Annotated in this window: 15 protein-coding genes; 5 read left to right on the forward strand and 10 right to left on the reverse strand. The window is 67.1% G+C overall.

Annotation, left to right across the window (positions count from 1 at the left end; all coding sequences use genetic code 11):
- Positions 1-60: 60 nt before the first annotated feature.
- Positions 61-2,796 carry a preprotein translocase subunit SecA gene (gene secA, locus FB468_RS08850; RefSeq protein WP_141887018.1) on the reverse strand — a complete coding sequence of 912 codons (2,736 nt, stop codon included), beginning with the start codon at positions 2,794-2,796 and terminating at the stop codon, positions 61-63.
- A gap of 158 nt (positions 2,797-2,954) precedes the next feature.
- Between secA and FB468_RS08855 the strand changes: the two genes are divergently transcribed.
- The 3 genes from FB468_RS08855 (at position 2,955) to FB468_RS08865 (ending at position 5,783) form a co-directional block, all read left to right on the forward strand.
- Positions 2,955-3,389 carry a Fur family transcriptional regulator gene (locus FB468_RS08855; protein ID WP_141887019.1) on the forward strand — a complete coding sequence of 145 codons (435 nt, stop codon included), beginning with the start codon at positions 2,955-2,957 and terminating at the stop codon, positions 3,387-3,389.
- A gap of 60 nt (positions 3,390-3,449) precedes the next feature.
- The gene (locus tag FB468_RS08860; protein WP_141887020.1) at positions 3,450-4,910 is read left to right on the forward strand and encodes a catalase; all 1,461 of its coding nucleotides are present in this window, start codon (positions 3,450-3,452) and stop codon (positions 4,908-4,910) included.
- A gap of 96 nt (positions 4,911-5,006) precedes the next feature.
- Positions 5,007-5,783 (forward strand): polyprenol monophosphomannose synthase, encoded by a 777-nt coding sequence (locus FB468_RS08865; RefSeq protein ID WP_141887021.1) that lies wholly within the window; start codon positions 5,007-5,009, stop codon positions 5,781-5,783.
- Positions 5,784-6,035: 252 nt separating this feature from the next.
- Here the strand turns inward: FB468_RS08865 and hpf are convergent, their stop codons facing one another.
- From hpf to FB468_RS08910, 9 genes are all read right to left on the reverse strand, one after another.
- Positions 6,036-6,662, reverse strand: a complete 627-nt coding sequence (gene hpf / locus FB468_RS08870; RefSeq protein ID WP_141887022.1) for a ribosome hibernation-promoting factor, HPF/YfiA family — start codon at positions 6,660-6,662, stop codon at positions 6,036-6,038.
- Positions 6,663-6,727: 65 nt separating this feature from the next.
- On the reverse strand, positions 6,728-7,528 hold the full coding sequence (locus tag FB468_RS08875; RefSeq protein WP_141887023.1) for a ComF family protein: 801 nt from the start codon (positions 7,526-7,528) through the stop codon (positions 6,728-6,730).
- A 101-nt stretch (positions 7,529-7,629) separates the two neighbouring features.
- The gene (locus tag FB468_RS08880) at positions 7,630-9,312 is read right to left on the reverse strand and encodes an LpqB family beta-propeller domain-containing protein (RefSeq protein WP_141887024.1); all 1,683 of its coding nucleotides are present in this window, start codon (positions 9,310-9,312) and stop codon (positions 7,630-7,632) included.
- On the reverse strand, positions 9,309-11,021 hold the full coding sequence (gene mtrB, locus FB468_RS08885; protein WP_141887025.1) for an MtrAB system histidine kinase MtrB: 1,713 nt from the start codon (positions 11,019-11,021) through the stop codon (positions 9,309-9,311). The genes FB468_RS08880 and mtrB overlap by 4 nt, the downstream gene beginning before the upstream one ends.
- 9 nt (positions 11,022-11,030) lie before the next feature.
- A complete protein-coding gene (gene mtrA, locus FB468_RS08890) occupies positions 11,031-11,714 on the reverse strand; it encodes an MtrAB system response regulator MtrA (RefSeq protein ID WP_141887026.1) in 684 nt (227 codons plus the stop codon).
- Between the two features lie 64 nt (positions 11,715-11,778).
- Positions 11,779-12,207 carry a metallopeptidase family protein gene (locus FB468_RS08895; protein ID WP_246055820.1) on the reverse strand — a complete coding sequence of 143 codons (429 nt, stop codon included), beginning with the start codon at positions 12,205-12,207 and terminating at the stop codon, positions 11,779-11,781.
- Between the two features lie 22 nt (positions 12,208-12,229).
- Positions 12,230-13,627, reverse strand: coding sequence for a DUF5719 family protein (locus FB468_RS08900; protein ID WP_141887027.1), 1,398 nt, complete (start codon positions 13,625-13,627; stop codon positions 12,230-12,232).
- Positions 13,628-16,759 (reverse strand): glycosyltransferase, encoded by a 3,132-nt coding sequence (locus tag FB468_RS08905; RefSeq protein ID WP_141887028.1) that lies wholly within the window; start codon positions 16,757-16,759, stop codon positions 13,628-13,630.
- Between the two features lie 64 nt (positions 16,760-16,823).
- Positions 16,824-17,138: a WhiB family transcriptional regulator gene (locus tag FB468_RS08910; RefSeq protein ID WP_141887029.1), complete on the reverse strand. Its 315-nt coding sequence runs from the start codon at positions 17,136-17,138 to the stop codon at positions 16,824-16,826.
- A gap of 169 nt (positions 17,139-17,307) precedes the next feature.
- Between FB468_RS08910 and FB468_RS08915 the strand changes: the two genes are divergently transcribed.
- Together FB468_RS08915 and trpS are read left to right on the forward strand one after the other, a co-directional pair.
- Positions 17,308-18,168, forward strand: coding sequence for an exodeoxyribonuclease III (locus tag FB468_RS08915; protein WP_141887030.1), 861 nt, complete (start codon positions 17,308-17,310; stop codon positions 18,166-18,168).
- 56 nt (positions 18,169-18,224) lie between these two features.
- Entirely contained in the window at positions 18,225-19,229 is a 1,005-nt protein-coding gene (gene trpS, locus FB468_RS08920) for a tryptophan--tRNA ligase (RefSeq protein WP_141887031.1), read from the forward strand.
- The last annotated feature ends 5 nt before the right edge of the window (positions 19,230-19,234 follow it).

Below are 19,234 nucleotides of genomic sequence, written 5' to 3' on the forward strand. Positions count from 1 at the left end.
CTCCTCCAGAGAGTCATCGGGGTTCGATGCGGGGTTGGGTGCTGCGCGTCGGCGCGCTCGCTACTTCTTCTTGGCTCGGCGCTGGGCGCGGTTGCTGGCCCCAGCCTCATCGGCGGGCACCTGCTGTCCGAATGCGCCGCGCGTGGTCGCCTGCTTCGCCTGCGCCTGCTTCGCGCCCGCACCGCTCACCTCGGGCGTACCGTCCTCGTCCGGGGCGCTGTAACTGAGCTGCGCTTCATCGGGCTTGGTCGTCTCGTCGAGTCCGCCGCCCTCAAGGTGCACGTGCCCCTCATGGCCGGGCTCGTTCGAGCGCACCTGCACCTCGAGGTTGTAGAGCAGCCCGACGGACTCCTCCTTGATCTGGCCCATCATGCCCTCGAACATCGTGAAGCCCTCGCGCTGGTACTCGACGAGCGGGTCACGCTGCGCCATCGCGCGGAGGCCGATGCCCTCCTTGAGGTAGTCCATCTCGTAGAGGTGATCGCGCCAGCGGCGGTCGATCGTCGTCAGCACGACGCGGCGCTCGAGCTCACGCATCGCTTCTTCCCCGAGCGACTCTTCGCGCGCCGTGTAGGCGACCTCAGCGTCGGAGAGGATCTCGCGGCGCAGGAACGCCTTGTCGACGCGCCCATTCGGAGCCTCGGCAACGACCTCATCGACCGTCAGGGCGACCGGGTAGAGCTGCTTAAGGTCGGACCAGAGCGCATCGAAGTCCCAATTTTCATCGGCACCGTGCGAATCGAGGATCGCGTCGATCGTCTGCTCGCGGAACGCGATCACGCGCTCTTCGATGGCTTCGCCGTCGAGGATCTGGGCGCGGTCGCTGTAGATCGCCTGACGCTGACGGTTCAAGACGTCGTCATATTTCAAGACGTTCTTACGGATCTCGGCATTGCGGGCCTCGACCTGGCTCTGCGCGCTCTGGATCGAGCGGGTCACCATCTTCGATTCGATCGCGAGGTCATCGGGGAACCCGTCGCGGTTCATGAGCGCGGCGGCCGCGCCCGAGTTGAAGAGGCGCATAAGGTCGTCGGCGAGTGACAGGTAGAAGCGGCTCTCGCCGGGATCTCCCTGCCGGCCGGAACGGCCGCGGAGCTGGTTGTCGATGCGACGCGACTCGTGGCGCTCCGTGCCAAGAACGTAGAGGCCGCCAGCAGTGAGCACCTTCTCGGCTTCGCCCGAGACGGCTTCCTTCACGGCGTCGAATACCTCGTCCCACGCTGCCTCGTACGCTTCAGGATCCTCTTCTGTGGAGAATCCGCGCGCCGTCATTTCCTGCACAGCGAGGAATTCGGCGTTGCCTCCGAGCATGATGTCGGTACCGCGGCCGGCCATGTTGGTGGCGACGGTGACGGCGCCGAAGCGGCCCGCCTGCGCGATGATCGCGGCCTCGCGCGCGTGGTTCTTCGCGTTCAAAACCTCGTGGCGAACGCCCTTCTTCGCGAGCTGGCGCGACAGGTATTCGCTCTTCTCGACGCTCGTGGTGCCGACCAGAACGGGCTGGCCCTTCTCGTGGCGCTCAGCGATGTCTTCGACGACAGCGGCGAACTTCGCTTCCTCGTTCTTGTAGACGAGGTCGGGCTGGTCGATGCGCTGCATCTTCTTGTTCGTCGGGATCGGCACGACGCCGAGCTTGTAGGTCGACATGAACTCGCCAGCCTCGGTCTCGGCGGTACCGGTCATGCCCGAGAGCTTGTCGTAGAGGCGGAAGAAGTTCTGCAGGGTGACGGTGGCGAGCATCTGGTTCTCGGCCTTGACCTGCACCCCTTCCTTCGCCTCGATGGCCTGGTGCATGCCCTCGTTGTAGCGACGCCCGGCGAGGATACGGCCGGTGTGCTCGTCGACGATGAGCACCTCGCCGTTGAGCACGACATAGTCCTTGTCGCGGGTGAACAGGGCCTTCGCCTTGATCGAGTTGTTGAGGAACGAGATGAGCGGCGTATTCACCGACTCGTAGAGGTTCGTGATGCCGAGGTGATCCTCAACCTTTTCGATGCCGGGCTCAAGCACTCCAACGGTGCGCTTCTTCTCGTCAACCTCGTAGTCGACGCCGGCTTCGAGGGTCTTCGCGATGCGCGCGAACTCACCGAACCAGCGGTTGCCCTCACCCGAGGACGGGCCCGAGATGATGAGCGGGGTACGGGCCTCATCGATCAGGATCGAGTCGACCTCATCGATGATCGCGAAGAAGTGACCGCGCTGGACGCGCTCGGCCGCAGTGCTCGCCATGTTGTCACGGAGGTAGTCGAAGCCGAACTCGTTGTTCGTGCCGTACGTGATGTCTGCGTCGTACTGCTTGCGGCGCTCAACCGGGTCCTGACCGGAGATGATGCAGCCGGTGGTCATGCCGAGCGCGCGAAACACGCGGCCCATGAGCTCGGACTGGTAGCTCGCGAGGTAGTCGTTGACCGTCACGACGTGCACGCCCTTGCCTGCGAGCGCGTTGAGGTACGACGGCATGGTCGCGACGAGGGTCTTGCCCTCACCGGTCTTCATCTCGGAGATGTTACCGAGGTGGAGGTTCGCGCCACCCATGACCTGCACGTCGAACGGGCGCAGGCCGATGGTGCGCTTCGAGGCCTCGCGGACAGCCGCGAACGCTTCGGGAAGCAGGTCGTCGAGCGTCTCGCCCGCTTCAAGCCGCTTGCGAAACTCGGTCGTCTCCTCGCGCAGCTCCTCGTCACTGAGGGCCTCAAAAGTGGGCTCAAGGTCATTGACCGTCTTGGCCAACCGCTCGAGCTTCTTGAGCGTGCGTCCTTCGCCGACGCGAAGGATCTTCTCGAGGACTGTCGCCACGTTGTGTCTCCTGTACGGTAGTGCGCGATGAACTGCGGGGCAGAGGCATCGTCGTTGCCTAATTGTGACAACTCCTCAGCTTAGCAACGGCTGTGTACGTTGCGCTGGGAATTCCTTCCTTTATTTGAATGATTCAAAATAAGGGATACAATGGAACCATGCCCACCACGCACCACGCCACCGAATCGGCGGCCCGACTGAATGCCGCTGGCCTGCGCTCAACCGCGCCGCGCCGCGCCGTTCTTGACGCACTGCAGCCGGGTGGGCACCTCGACGCGAGCGAGCTCTACGAGCGCCTTCGCGGCGATCTCCCCGGCACGTCCCTCCAGGCGATTTACGGCGTACTCACGGCGCTTGTGGAGGCGAACCTCGTGCGCAGGGTGACCCCCGCCGGGGGGTCAGCGAAGTACGAGGCCCGCGTTGGCGACAACCACCACCACCTGCTCTGCCGGTCGTGCGGTCGCCTTGAAGACGTGCCGTGCGCCGTTGGCGCGGCCCCCTGCCTCACGCCGTCGGATGACCACGGCTTTGAGATTGAGGCCGCCGAAGTCACGTTCCACGGCCTGTGCAGTAGCTGTGCGGCTACCCGATAGCCCGAGACTTCCATTCCATCAAGACTCCCATCCGACTCAACCCCCACGAAATGAGGCATCATGGCTGAGAACAAGATCCTGACCACGCAGACGGGCACCCCCGTCGCCGACAACGAGCACTCGCTCACCGTTGGGCCCGACGGCCCCACGGTGCTGCACGATCACTACCTGCTCGAGAAGCTTGCGTCCTTCAACCGCGAGCGCGTGCCCGAGCGTAACCCGCACGCGAAGGGCGGCGGCGCATTCGGCGAGTTCGTGGTGACCGAGGATGTCTCGAAGTACACCCGCGCGGCCGTCTTCCAGCCCGGCGCCAAGGCAGAGACCCTCATCCGTTTCTCGTCGGTCGCCGGCGAGCAGGGCTCGCCCGACACCTGGCGCGACGTGCGCGGCTTCTCGCTGCGCTTCTACACCCCCGAGGGCAACCTCGACATCGTGGGCAACAACACGCCGACGTTCTTCATCCGCGACGGCATCAAATTCCCCGACTTCATCCACTCGCAGAAGCGCCTCGGCGCTTCCGGCCTGCGCGACGCAGACATGCAGTGGGACTTCTGGACCCTGTCGCCCGAATCGGCTCACCAGGTGACCTACCTCATGGGTGACCGCGGCCTCTCGAAGAGCTGGCGCCACCTGAACGGCTACGGTTCGCACACCTACCAGTGGATCAACGCTGAGGGCGAGCGTTTCTGGGTGAAGTACCACTTCATCTCGCAGCAGGGCGTCGAGCGCCTCTCTCCCGAAGAGGCAGAGAAGCTCGCCGGCTCGGACGCCGACTACTACCGTCGCGACCTCTTCGAGTCGATCGAGCGTGGCGAGTTCCCGTCGTGGGATATGTACGTGCAGATCATGCCGTACGAGGAGGCGAAGACCTACCGCTTCAACCCGTTCGACCTCACGAAGACCTGGCCGAAGGCTGACTACCCGCGTATCAAGGTCGGAACGTTCACGCTGAACCGCAACCCGGAGAACTTCTTCGCGCAGATCGAGCAGGCGGCGTTCACGCCCGGAAACCAGGTGCCCGGCACCGGCATCTCGCCCGACAAGATGCTCATGGCTCGCGTGTTCTCGTACGCTGACGCGCACCGCCACCGCATTGGTGCAAACTTCAACCAGCTGCCGGTTAACCAGCCGCACGCTGGTGAGGTGAACAACTACCAGCACGAGGGCAACATGCGCTACCACTTCAACAGCGCAGAGCACCGCACCTACTCGCCGAACTCGTACGGCCAGGCGGGCGGCCCGGTTGCCGACCCGATCAAGGGCGTCGAAGCGAGCTGGGAGGCTGACGGCACGCTCGTTCGCTCGGCCCACACGCTGCGCGCCGACGACGACGACTTCGGCCAGGCAGGCACGCTCTACCGCGACGTCTTCTCGGCAGAGGAGAAGGCACGCTTCCACGAGGTGCTCGGCGGCCAGGCACAGGCAATCACCGTCGACCGCATCCGCGAGGCGTTCTTCCAGTACTGGACGAACGTTGACGCAGAGCTCGGCGCACTCCTGCGCGCGAACTACGCGGCCTAGGCACAGGCCTAACCACAGGTGAGGGGCCGGGTACCAGCATCCCCGCTGGTATCCGGCCCCTTCTGTATTCACGGGAGCTTCTGAAAGGATTGGCGCGTGCAGCAACCCGAGGCGTTCGACAGGCAGGTCAGCTCGCGAGCGCTCGTGGTGCTTCCGACGTACAACGAGCGCGAGTCGCTCGGCCGCATTGTCGCTGGGGTGCTCCAGGCCGCTCACGACATCGACGTGCTCATCATCGACGACGCGAGCCCCGATGGCACTGGCGACATCGCAGACGAGCTTGCGAGCCGTGAGCCCCGGGTGACCGTGCTGCACCGCGCCGGCAAGCTCGGGCTCGGCACCGCCTATATCGCCGGCTTTCGCCTCGCCCTCGATCGCGGCTATGCCTTCGCTGTCGAGATGGACTCGGACGGTTCGCACCTGCCCGAAGAGCTGCCCGACTTGCTCGCGGCCGCCCGCGCTGGGGCCGGGCTGGCAATTGGAACCCGGTGGATGCCCGGGGGCGCAATCGTGAACTGGCCGCGTCACCGCCGGCTGATCTCGCGCGGGGGAACCGGGTTCGCGAGGCTCGCGCTTCGCTCGGACCTTCGGGATCTTACGAGCGGCTACCGCGTGCTCTCACGCAGGTGCGTGGAACAGCTCGATCTCTCGACGATCGTGTCTGAGGGCTATGCCTTCCAAGTGGAAACCGCGTGGCGGCTCGAGCGCCTCGGATGCCCCGTCGCTGAGGTTCCGATCACTTTCGTTGAGCGCACCACTGGCAGGTCAAAGATGTCGCTGTCGATCATGTGGGAGGCCTTTAGCAACGTGCTTCGCTGGGGCATTGGGCTCAGGTTCGGCCGCGGCACCGCGCGGGCCCCGCACCGTTCTTAGACCTTGCGGTCGAACTCGGTGAGGCTGCCCTGCGTGCTGACTCTGCAAGTTTCCCGGCCGCGCACCCACACTGACACCCACACTGACACCCACACGCTATGCAATCTGCAGCGTGTATGCCTCACCCCAGGCGTGTCGGGCATTGCAGGGGTAGATCCCATACGAAGTGTGGGCATGCCGCAGCAGGAGTGGAACCAGACAGAAACGGCGACGGCCGCCCCCGGAGTGGGGACGGCCGCCGCTGTGTATGGTCTAGCTCTCGGAGAGTGAGAGCACGCCGTAGTTCCACCCCTTGCGGCGGTACACGACGCTTGGCTTGTCGGTCTCTGCGTCGATAAACAGGAAGAAGTCGTGGCCCACGAGCTCCATCTGGTCGACCGCGTCCTCGACGGGCAGGCGCTCGGCAGGGAACTCCTTTGAGCGGATCACGACGGGGCTGTAGGCCTCGTCGGTCTCGGCTACGACAGGGATGTTACCCGTCGAAACAGCGTCAATCACCTCGGCCGAGGCCGGCTGCAGGTCGACAACCGCGAAGTCGTTTGCCGCAGCGTCGCCGAGCGAGGTACGACCGCGACCGCGGCGGTCATGAGCCTTGTCCTTGGAGCGGCGGATGCGCTCAAGCACGCGGCCGTAGGCGATGTCGTAGGCTGAGTACTTGTCGGGGCCAACCGACTCCGCGCGAATAACGGGACCCGGGCCGATGAGCGTAATCTCAACGCGGTCGCCGTGCTTCGGGCTCTTGTCACTGAGGCGGGAAACGCGCACCTCGAAGGCCTGTGCCTTCGGGAGCAACCCTGCTACCTTCTCGGTTTTTGACTCGACATACTGCTCGAAGCGATCAGTAATCTCGACATTTCGTCCGTGGATGCTGACGTCCATGACGACCTCCCAGGTGACTCAGGCGGGTGGGCCGGTGTGGCGCACCACTACGCCTTTCTCGAACATTACCCCCTTTCGCCTGTGAGGTTCCACTCTAGTTTTTGTGGCGCGTCGCGCCGCTCAGCGAGGCACAGCGTCACCGCGCCCATGACACGCACTCCGCTGGCCTCCAGGACCTCGGTTGCGACGCGCAGCGTGGCGCCGGTCGTCGACACGTCATCCACAAGTACCACCGGTACCCGCGTCAGATAGGCGATCGCCCCACGGCGCACTCGAACTCGCCTCGCGTTGCGCTCACGTTCGAGGGGACCGAGACCGACCTGCCCCGTGCGACCACGCGTAGCTCTGAGTGCCGGCACCACTGAGCCCGGCACTCCGAGCGTGCGTAGGGCGCGACGAGCAATCACCTCCACGTGGCGGAACCCTCGTTCGCGCTCGCTCCGCCTCCGCGAGGGCAGGGGCACAAGTGCGACGCGGTGCCGCCGCGCATCGAGCCGATACTCAGCTTCAAGCACATTCAGAAGCGGCCCGGCCAAGCGGCGCCCCAGGTGGCGTTCATACCGGTACGCGCCGCGGTTCTTGTACGCGAGCAGCACCGAGCGCAGCACGCCCTCGTAACGCCCGGCTGCGTACCCGGGGACGCCTAGCCCGGGCAAGCGCAGTGGGGGCTCCTCAGAGCCGAGGCGAAGCGCACGTACGCACGCAGCGCAAAGCTCTCGGTCAACCTCACCGCAGCCGACGCAGGCGGACGGCCAGAGCAGGCTGAGCAGGTCGAGCCCGACCTCGCGCGCGGCGACCCAACCACCACGAGCCGGCGCACGCGCAGCACCAAGCCGGGCACCAGCACCACGCTCATCAGCTCTCATGTGAACCAGTCTGCGCGCTCCCCACGCCACCCGCGCACACACAACATCCCCCTGTGCACACGACGCCCCGAACCTGAAGGCCCGCGAGCCTGAGGGCGAAGCTAGCCCCGCTTCGCCATCAGGTCGACGTCGGCCGCGACGCGCTGCCAGCCGCTCGCGCCCTGCGGGGCGAACAGCTCACCGCTCGCGGTGAGCACCCTGATCTGGGTGCGGTTTCCGCCCCCGAACACCTCGACGGCGTCGGGCACCGAGCCCTGCTCGCTCACGAACGTGCCGGGCCCGCCAACGCTCACCTTGCCGGCGGTGCCCTGCCTAGTGATTGCGACGAACCGGTTTTGGTCGATCCAATCGAAGTCGATCGCTTCGCCGCCCGCCCACATCTCAATGTCTGCCTTGGGCGTGAGCCCCGTCGGCTCGCCCTCGTTGTCGCGGATGATCCCGCCAACGAGCACGTAGCTCTTGCCACCGCCACCGTCGACGAGCGCCGCGAGCATGCTGCCGCCGGGCGCGATCCCGACAGCGTGCACGTTGAGGCTTTCAAGCCACGGCGCGTCGAGCTCGTGCTGCACCCCGTCGACGCTCGCGACGCGCACGGCGGAGGGGTCAGTGGCAGAGACCGACCAGGTCCAGAGGTCGTCGTCGACGCTCGGGGCGAGCAGCCCCTTTCTGCTGTCGACGAGCGCTGAGTAGCCCTCCGCGACGATGTGCACGCCGTCGGGGGCGAGCACAGCCGCGACGGTCTTTGAGCGCGACAGATTGACGGCCAAGGCGTCGAGCTCTTCGACCCTCGCGCTCACGCCGATCACCGGTTCGACGTTCGACGCCGTGATCACACCGAATTTGCCCTCGAGCTCGCCGGCAAGCTTCGCGCCAACCTGCACGGGGGCCACAGGGGTGACGGTGTGCGGCTTGCTGCGCACCGGCGTCCCGTCGATGAGTAGTTCCACGCGGTTCACGCCGGTCACGCTCTGCAGGCTTGTCTGCAGCTGGAGCTGCATCTCGTCTTGCGCGCCTGGGTTGTTGAGCCCCTCACCCTTGACGTCGACCCGCGCGAGCCCGTTTTCGACGGTCACCGCGTTCTTCGTTAGAGTCGTGCCCTGCGGGAACCCCGATCGCGCGACGAGTTCGAAGCGCTCGCTCGGGCCGGCCAGGAGCGCGTTCACGATCTCGGTGGAGAGCGCGGGCCGTGACAGGAACCAGCGGGTGTCAGGCACGAGCCGGCCGCCAGGCCCGATGAAGTTCACGTGGTGCTGCGACCAGATCGCGTCGAACGTCGCCCGGTCGACGATGACGCCCGCTGGCGCCGACGAGATCCGCCATTCGTCGCCACGCTTCGTGAACTCGAAGCGCAGCTCAGTGCTCTCCCCCGCCTCGGTCGGGAGCAGCCGCCCGTCGGGGTCGACCTCCGCGACGACGGAGAGCAGCAGCATGCCGGCCTCGTCGCCGTCGGGCCGGAAGGGGCGCGACCCCTCCCAAACGAGCACGCCGAAGTAGGGGTCCCACTGGTCCGCGTACTCGGGCGAGAGGTACTCGCGCGCGACGGAGTAGTCGTCGACCGGTGACCGCGCGGCCGTGATGAACCCGCGCACGAGTTCCTCCTGCGTCGCGCCCGCCGACGGCCCGAACGCGCTGAACTGCAGCGCCTGCTCGGCCTGGTTAATGTCTGAGAGGCCCGGCTGTACCGCGCCCGAACCGGGAATCGCGGCGCACCCGGTGAGGGCGATCGCCGCGACGGCAACGCCGGCCGCCGAGGTGCGCCAGCGCCGCTTCTCGATCCGGATCATGCACGCCCCTCCTTCGGTGTCTTGATGCTCCTGCGGAACGGCCGCTTCAGCCAGCCGCCCGTCGTGTCACGCACGTTCGTTCCCTCCGCGGCGTCCTCGGGGATGAGGGCGATCGGCGAGACGAAGTTCGTGACCTCGTCGCCGCGCGGCAGCGTGAGGCGGAAGTTCGTGCCCTTCCCCTTTGACGACCACACCTCGAGGTAGCCGCCGTGCACGGCGGCGTCTTCGCGCGCGATTGCGAGCCCGAGACCGGTGCCGCCCAGCGTGCGCTTGCGCGACGGGTCGGCGCGCCAGAAGCGGTCGAACACGTGCTCGACGTCTTCCGGGCTCATGCCGACGCCCCAGTCGCGCACCCCGATCGCGATGGCGTGCGCGTTCGAGTCAACGGTGACCACGATCGGCCGATCCTCACCGTGCTCGATCGCGTTCCCGACAAGGTTCGATACGATCCGCCTGATGCGGCGCGCGTCGACGTCGACGGGCGTGTAGCCGCCGAGCGGGCGCACCTCGATGAGGCTTGCCGACAGCGGTCTGAGCGCCGTCACGACCTCGTCGACGAGGTGCACGAGGTTCGTCGGTTCTGTCTCGAGCGTGACGCGGCCGGCGTCGTAGCGCGAGATCTCGAGCAGATCGGTGAGCAGCGACTCGAACCGGCCGACCTGCGCGCTGAGCACCTCGACGGCGCGCTGCTGGCCCGGCCCGAGCGAATCCTGCTGGCCGCTCAGCACCTCGCTCGCGAGCCGGATCGTGGTGAGCGGGGTGCGCAGCTCGTGCGACACGTCAGACACGAAACGCTGCTGCATCTCCGAGAGGTCATCAAGCTCTTGGATGCGCGCCTGCAGCGTGTCAGCCATGTCGTTGAAACCTTCGGACAGCACGTCGAAGTGCTCGTCGTGCTGGAGCGGCATGCGCGCCTCCGCCTCGCCTGCGGCGAGCCGCCGGCTGGTGTCTGCGGCGACGCGGATCGGGCGGAACACGATTCGCGAGATCACCCACACGAGCAGGCCGATGAACAGCATCATGCCCACGGCGGTGATGAACAGCGTCCGCTGCACGAACGACAGCGTTTCCGCGGTGTCCGACAGGTCATAGCCGACGAACAGGTCGAAGACGCCGGCGCCCGCCGGGAATTTGAGTGAGGATCCGACGACGATGCCGGGCGCAACCTTCGCATCGCCCTCGCGGAACGTCACCGCCTGCCAGTACTGCGGTTCGTCAGCCACGAGCACCGCAGTGGCGAGCTCTTCGCTCACGGCCTGGCCGAGCGACGAGGGCGTGCTCGCGACGTCAGATAGCTCGGGGAACGGGGCCTGGTTTTGCTGCCGCCTGATGTAGATCATCTGGCTCGACGACGTGTCTTGCACCGTGCGCAGCACCGAGGTCTGCAGCGACTGCAGCCCTCCCCTATCGGCTGGGTCGAACGAGTCGATCATGCGCTGCGCCTGTACAGTCGCGCGCGCCGAGTCCTGCAGCGACTGCTCAAGGCGCGACTGGTACAGGTCGTTGCTCACGCTCGTGAGCAGGAACACGCCCGCGATCGCGATCATCGCGCCCGTGACGAGGCCCGTGATCGTCATCGTGCGCAGCATGAGCGACCTCGCCCAGCGCTGCCGGAACGGGCCGAGTACGGGCTGGGTCAGCCTGATCCAACGCAACCTCAGGCGACGCCAGGCCCGCTGCACCCGCCCGCGCGACCGTGGCTCTGTCATAAGAAAAGGCTATTCTGCGCGCGCACCAGCGCGGTAGCCGACGCCGCGCACGGTCGTGACGATCGCCGGGCGATCGGGGTCGATCTCGATCTTCGCGCGGAGCCGCTGCACGTGGACGTTCACGAGGCGCGTATCGGCCTTGTACTGGTAGCCCCAAACCTTCTCGAGCAGCACCTCGCGCGTGAACACCTGCTGCGGTTTCCGAGCGAGGATCGCGAGAAGGTCGAACTCGAGCGGGGTGAGCGCGATGGCCTCGTCGCCGCGCTTCACCTCGTGGCCTGCGACATCAATCTGCAGGTCACCGATCATGAGGGTCTCGTTCGTGTCCTCCTGCGGTTCGCGCAGGCGTGCACGGATCCGAGCGATGAGCTCGGCCGGGTTGAACGGCTTCACGACGTAGTCGTCAGCACCGACCTCGAGCCCGCGCACGACGTCACGGGTATCGGTGCGTGCGGTGAGCATGATGATGGGCACGCCAGACTCGGCTCGGATCTGCTCGCAGACGCCGATACCGTCGAGCCCGGGAAGCATGACGTCGAGGAGAACGAGGTCAGGGCGCGTCGCGCGGAACTGCTCGACGGCCTCGAAGCCGTCATACGCATGCTCGACAAGGAATCCTTCTCCCTGCAGCACCATGCTCAGCATCTCAGCGAGTGCTCTGTCATCATCCACTACGAGGATTCGTGCGCTCATGTGCCTATTATGACCGGTCGGACTGGTAATCGTGCAACCGAGACCCCCTGAAGGGGTGGGGCGGCTAGAAGTGATCGAACCTTCCGGGCAGCAACTCCCACGGTTCGCGACCAAGGTACTCGCACACGGCGCGGTACACGCAGTGCTCGACAAAGTAGCGCCGGTGCTCGTCGTCGTTCACGTGGAGACCCTTGCTGCGCTGAATCGGCATCCGGTAGAGCATGATGCTCCGCGCCGCGCGATCCACCGAGTACAGCATCGGCATCTCGCTCTCACCGCGGCCCGTCGGTACTGTTTGGAACCCGATCTGCACGCCGCGCAGCTCGTCGGGGAACGTGCGCTGCAGAAACTCGACGACGGCGCGCGCGTCGGCCTCAAAGCGCGCGACGCGGCTCGCCGGGTTTGCGAGGGCGGGCCCGGTGAGCGACGAGCGGATCGGCCGCCGCCCGTGCCGGGTCGGCGTTCCCGGCGCGCGGGGACTGCGTGCGTTCATGCCTTCAAGTCTACGGTCAGGGCTAGCGCGTGTAGACCGTCAGCTCGCCAGTGTGCTCCGCGCGCGGCATGACCGGGTAGCCCGCGAGCGAGCCGCTGCCGAGCATGCGCACGCCGGCGTGCACCGGCTTCGTGCTCGTGATCGTGCGCTTCCCGTCGCCCGGGATAGCGACGGCCGCGCCAGCCGGCACCGAAACGGTTTGCGCGGTGCCGCCCTCGACGGTGACCTCGGCGGCTTCGGCGCCCGTGTTCGCAACGATCAGCGTGCCGCCCTGCGCGATGGGGGCCGCGGTCGCCACGCCGTCAGCGATCTCCGGTGCGGGCGCGAACCACTGGAAGTCGTGCGTCTCGCCCGAGTTCGCTGCGCCCTCGGCGGCCGCGAACACCGGCACCTCGGACTCAACAACGACTGCCGTCGCGTCGTGCGGCCACGCCTCGACGGCGAGGCTGCCGACGACGCGCGGCTCAAGCTCGAGCTCTCCGAGGGCGGTGCGGGTGCCCTTCGCGTCGATCGCGAAGACGCTCGCTTTGCCCGCGGTCTCGCCCGGCGCGATCGCGTTCACGAGCACCGGGAAGCGGTCGGCGGGGCCAGTATCGGTCGGGATCGCCTCGTGATCATGCGCGTCCTCGTTAGTGACGCCAGGGATCACCTGGGTGGTCGCGGGCTGCAGCTGCCGCGTGACGACGGAGGCCCCGACAGGGACGATTCCGTCAACGCGCGCGACCCCGAGGCTCGCCGCGACGGGCGCGCCGGTGCTCGTGACGCGCACCGCGAGGCGCTCGCGATTCGGCGCGTAGCCATTCAACGAGACGATCTGCTCGGCGTTCGGCGCAACGATGACGCCGGAGGTCTGCACGGCGTCGATCTCCCCGGCCTCGTCGAACACGGTGATCTGCACGGTCGCGGGTACCTCGCTCGCGTTGCCGAGGCTGAGCGTCGTCGACAGCCCGAGCGTGCTGCCACCGCCGACGAGCCACTGCTCGTTCACCGGCTCGACGCAGGTACTCGCAACGGTGCCGGAGAGCGACGGCGACGACAGCTTCTGGCTTTGCACGGCGGCGATTGAGGCTTCCGCTTCGCCCGTGAGCACGCGCGCGCCGCTCGCGTTCGCGCCACCCTCGCCTCCTCCAGCAAGGGTGCGCAGCTCGCCGTCTCCGCTCACCAGCACGCCGGCCTCGCCGACGGGAACGGCAACGTCGGGGCGCGAGGGGTCAGACCCGAGCTCTGCAAACGCGCCAGCGCAGACGATGTTGCGTTCGCCGGCCTGCGTCGTGCTCACCGACACCGCGTGCGGCGCGCGCTCGACGGTGGGCAGCGTGACGGTGCCGAGCAGCAGCACGCCGACCGCGGCGGCGCCGGTGATGGCCAGGCCGGTCAGGGCGCGGGCCCCGCCGCGCACGAACTTCTCGCTCTTGCTCATCTACTTCGCCTCCTCAGCTGGGTCTTCGGTGCCGTCGGGCTTATCAGTGTCTTCTGGCGCCTCCGGGGTTTCGGGAGCCTCCGTGGTTGCCGGCGCCTCAGACCGATCCGTCTCCACAGGCTCGGCAGGCTCCGCAGATTCACCAGGCTCGGCGGGCGCCTCAGACTCGGCCGGCACCTCAGGCTCAGCAGATTCAGCAGATTCAGCAGGCTCAGCCGGCACCTCAGGCTCGGCCGGCACCTCAGGCTCAGCGACTTCGTCGAGCGCGACCGGCGCGGCCCCCGCCGTCACCGACGCGGCGGCGCGCTGCTTGTCCTTGTGGCCCTTGCGCTTGCGCGCGCGCTTCGGGCGCTTGCGCCGCTCTGGCCGTTCGACGACCTCGCCCGTAGGAAGCGCGAGCAGCAAGATCGCGAAGAGCAACACGAGCTGCGTGACCCACACGGTCTGCCCGCCGAACGAGGTGCCAACGAGCGCGGCGGACTCGTCGCCAACAGGCTCGCGGCCCGTCGCCGCGTCAGAGACCCGCCACAGCAGCCCCTGGTCGGTCGTGCCAATGCTTGCGAGCTCGGGGTGCTGGTCGAGCGTGCGCTGCAGCTCGGTCTCGGCCGTTGGCTCGTTGCCCGAGCGCAGCAGCACGTAGCTCACGCGCTCGGAGTTGAGTGCCTCGCTGACGCTGCCGCCGCCGATGCTCGCGAGAGCCCCAACGAGCTCCGCGAGCGAGCGGTCAGCGTCCGTCGGCTCGGCGAGCACCGTGGAGGTGCGGATGTCGTCAAGCTCGAGGCCCTCACCTGTCACAATCTGCGCGCGCAGGGCCTGGGCCCCGTCTGCGCTCACCACGAGGGTGCGGGTGTTCGGGTGCTGTTCGCCTGCGGCTTGCACGAGCGCCGGCATGCGGTCGCTGCCCGGGCCCATCGGCACGTCGCCCGTGACGAGGCGGACGGCGATAGGGCCTGCCGCAACAACGGCCGCGACAAGCGCCACGGCGACGACGGCTGGCGCGGCCCGGCGGGCTGTCTCAGCCCCGACCGCGGCGAGCCCGAGGATAGCGAGCCAGTACAGCACGAGCCCCGACCCGGTCCACACGGCGATCGGGGTTTCCCCCGCCGTCGTGAGCATGAGCTGGGTGGAACCGACAGCGGTGACGATGCCGAGCGCGCCGAAGAGCGCGTGGAGCACCGTGACGGAGACCTTGCCCGTGTACAGGCCGAGCAGTGCGAGGAGCGCGAGCGGCAGCATGAGCACGCCAACGAGCAGCGTCGCAGGCGCCCCGCCGAGGCCGATCGATTCGAAGATGCGCGCCCAGCCGTCGAGGCCGAATTCGGGGAACCCGAGCAGCAGGTGCCAGGTCGTTCCCGGCGTGTATGGGAGCGCGATGCCCGGGTCTGCGAGCAGGTCGAGGGGTCGGCCGCCGAACACCGTCGCGATGATCTTGGGGGCGAAGAGCACGAGCGGCGCGATCCCGATCGAGAGCACACGGAGCGCGCCCCGCAGGCTCGAGAAGACGCCGATCACGAGGAAGAGAAGGGCGACGGGAATCAGCACCGGCGCGCTCGCAAGCGCGACCGCCGCAAGGAGCGATGCAGTGCCCGCCCAACTCCACGACTCGCGGCAGCGGGTCGCCGCGAGCAGCAGCCACGGCATCACGACCGCGAGGATGAGGGTGGTGATTCGGCCCGAGGCGATCGAGCCCAGCAGCACGGGGCTGAGCGCGAACCCGACCGAGACGACGACCCGCGCCGCGGCCGACTCGGTGATCTGGGCCGCCCAGATCCACGCGCCGAGCGCTGAGAGCGGGATCGCGATGATCAAGAGCAGCACGAGCGCGTGCGACGGATTCCAGAACGTCACGGAGCCGAGCACGGCGAGCACCCACGCGAAGGGATCGGCGGGAACGCCGTCGAGCGTGCGGGTGTGGTGCCAGAGCTCGCCAATCGGGCTCAGCGGCGCCATGCCACCGCCGAACAGACTTGTCTGCGCGACGGCCCACCAGGTGAGCGCGATCGCGATGACCGAGGTGACGACGAGCACGGCGAGGCCGCCCGTGGAGACGAACCCGAGCTCGCGCGGCACGCGACCCTGCGCTGCGAGAATCGCCTCACGGTCGATCATGCGCGCCGTGCGGACAGTCTTCCTGTCGGTGCGCAGCGGCCTCACCGCCGACCAGCCAACCCTCGACGCGCGGTTCACCCGTTTCCGGGACGCGAGGATCGCCTTCGGGCGGAAGAATACCGTGAGCGCTGCGAAGAGCTCGCCGAGCATGTTGCCGGGCTGTTCGCGAATGAGGGCCCAGAACACCCGGGCAATGCCGAGGAGCGGAAGCCCGAGCCACATGAAGAACGCCGCGACTGCAGGCGCGTACGCGATGCGGCGGTGCAGGTGAGCGGTTCGGGCCTGCCGGTGCGCGGTTCGCAGCACGCCGCGCGAGCGGTCGATGCGGGGCCCGGCAACGCCGCTTCGGGCGAAGCGCACGCGCGACTCGGGCGAGACCTCAACCCGGTAACCGGCGAGGCGAGTGCGCACACAGAAGTCGAGGGCGTCGTCGTAGGTCGTAAAGGCGGGGTCGAAGCCGCCAAGCTCGTCCCACACGTCGCGCCGCACGAGCATGCCGACTGGGCCGACACCGAGCACGTCTTCGAGGTGGTCATACTGCTGCTGATCGAGCTCCTGGCGCCGCAGGAGCCACCGCGATCCGGTAGTCGTGAGGCTCTGACCGAGCTCGATGATGCGCTCAGGGTGGTCCCAGTCCACGAGTTTCGGGCCGGCGACCGCCACGGACTGCGCGCGCTGCACGCTCGAGAGGATCCGTTCGAGCGCCTCGGGCTCGGGGCACGAGTCCTCGCTCAGCAGCCAGATCCACTCTTCGGAGGGCTGTGACCCGGGAAGCACCGCCGTGAGCGCCGCTGCGACCGCGCGGCCGAACGACACCCGCGACGGGATCCCGATCACTCGCGACGCCTCGGCGCCGCCGAGGTTCGCATTCACGAGCTGGGCTCCCACCCGCTCGGTGCCGCCGTTGTTCACCGCGACGATTGCGTTCGGGCGCCTCGTTTGCGAGGCGATCCCTGCGATCGTCTCATCGAGCCACTCTCCACCCTGGGAAGCGACAATGACTGCCGTAACTGTGCTGCGCATAACGCCGTCAGTCTAGAAGAGGTGGCATGAAATCAAACTGGTGCCATGCCGCAAACCGCAAAGGTCAGCTCGCCTCGCGGCGCAGCTTCCGCCGCTCTCGCTCAGACAAACCGCCCCAGATGCCGAAGCGCTCGTCATTCTCGAGCGCGTAGTCGAGGCACTCTGAGCGCACCTCGCAGCTCTCGCAAATGCGCTTCGCCTCGCGGGTCGACCCGCCCTTTTCCGGAAAGAACGACTCGGGGTCAGTCTGCGCGCACAGCGCGTCCGACTGCCAGGCGAGCGCTTCGTCTTCAACCTGTCGACGAATACCGGGGGTACCGAGAAATACCGGGTCGACGAACCAGTCGCCGGGAACGCTCGTCGCTGAATTGCCTTCCACGGGTGCGCTCCTTTCTCAAGATTTCCCATTCCGCGAACGCTGACACGCCGCGTTACCTAAATAATTACACCCTTGTCATTCGCTCTGTGTCAAGCCGAGGAGTTTAAACCCTCAAGTTGTCATTGAGGGTCAGTGGAGCGGCGCGTGTCGCACCTCTACACTGGATTCCATGTCAGATTCACTTCGCGTCGCGTCGGTCAACGTCAACGGCATCAGGGCTGCCTACCGCAAGGGCATGGGCGAGTGGCTCGCGGATCGCGGGGTCGACGTGCTCGCCCTGCAGGAGGTGCGCGCGCAAGACGAGCACCTTGAAGAGTTCCTCGGCACCGCGGGCTGGCACTGGCTGCACGACCCCTGCGAGATTAAGGGGCGCGCCGGCGTCGCAATCGCGAGCCGGGTGCCGTCGCTCGCCCACCGGGTCGGTCTCGGCGGAGCTGACGAGCAGGATCGCGTGCAGTCGTCGGGCCGCTGGCTCGAGGCAGACTTCCAGTTCGGCGACTCGCAACTCACCGTTGTGAGCAACTACACCCACTCGGGCGAGGTCGACACCCCTCGCCAGGAGGCCAAGTGGGCGTTCCTCGACGCGATGGGCGCCCGCATGACCGAGCTCGCAAGCTCGCGCGAGTTCGCGGCGATCGTCGGCGACTTCAACGTCGGCCACCGCGAGCTCGACATTAAGAACTGGAAGGGCAACGTCAAAAAGAGCGGCTTCCTGCCGCGCGAGCGCGCCTACTTCGACAGGTTCTTTGGGCCCCGCGGCGAGCTCGTCACGGGCGTTGACGGCTCCGAGGGCGAGGGATACGGCTGGGTCGATGTCGGGCGCACCTTCGCCGGCGAGGTCGATGGCCCGTACTCGTGGTGGTCGAACCGCGGTCAGGCGTTCGACAACGACACGGGCTGGCGCATCGACTACCACGTCGTCACCCCGCAGCTCGGCGAGCGCGTGCTCGACTACACGATTGACCGCGCAGCGGCCTACGACGAGCGATGGTCCGACCACGCTCCCGTCGTCGTCGATTACCGCATCTGACCGCGCAACCGCGTCAGAGCGACCCAAACTTCACACAGAAACGCGCAAATACTCACATGAGCAACACCAAGCCAGTCATCTTCTCGGGAATGCAGCCGTCGAGCGATTCGCTCCAGCTCGGCAACTACATTGGCGCCCTGAGCCAGTGGACCAAGATGCAGGAAGACTACGACGCGATTTTCTGCGTCGTGAACCTGCACGCGATCACCGTGCCACAGGATCCGAAGGAGCTCGTCGAGCGCACGCGCCGCACCGCCGCGCAGTACATCGCCGCCGGCATCGACCCCGAGCAGTCGACCCTGTTCATCCAGTCGCACGTGCCCGCGCACGCCGAGCTCGCCTGGGTACTCAACACGCTCACCGGCTTCGGCGAGGCGGGTCGCATGACCCAGTTCAAGGACAAGTCGCAGCGCCACGGCGCCGACGCGGCGTCGGTCGGCCTGTTCACGTACCCGATCCTGATGGCCGCCGACATCCTGCTCTACCAGGCGGAGTCGGTGCCCGTCGGCGAAGACCAGCGCCAGCACGTTGAACTGACGCGCGACCTCGCGAACCGCTTCAACTCGCGCTTTGGCGACACGTTCGTACTTCCCGAGGCGCAGATCCCGAAGACCGTCGCGAAGATCTACGACCTCCAGAACCCGTCGGCGAAGATGTCGAAGTCCGCCGAGACCGAGGCGGGCCTCATCAAGGTGCTTGACCCGGCGAACGTCACGAGCAAGAAGATCATGCGCGCGGTGACCGACGACGATAACGAGATCCGCTTCGACCGCGAGGCGAAGCCCGGAGTCTCGAACCTGCTCACCATCTTCTCGGTGCTGGGCGACCGCTCGATCGAGTCGATCGAAGCGGAGTTCCAGGGGCTCGGATACGGTCATCTGAAGAAGGCCGTCGCCGAGGTTGTCGAGGAGTCGCTCGCTCCCGTGCGCGAGCGCACTACCGAGCTCATGGCCGATCCGGCAGAGCTCGATCGGCTCCTCGCGCGCGGCGCGGAGCGCGCGAACGAGATCGCAAATAAGACCCTCGATCTGGTCTATGAACGGGTTGGCCTCATGCGCTAAAGTCG

Origin of the sequence: Leucobacter komagatae, from assembly GCF_006716085.1 — a bacterium.
Classification (GTDB): Bacteria; Actinomycetota; Actinomycetes; order Actinomycetales; family Microbacteriaceae; genus Leucobacter; species Leucobacter komagatae.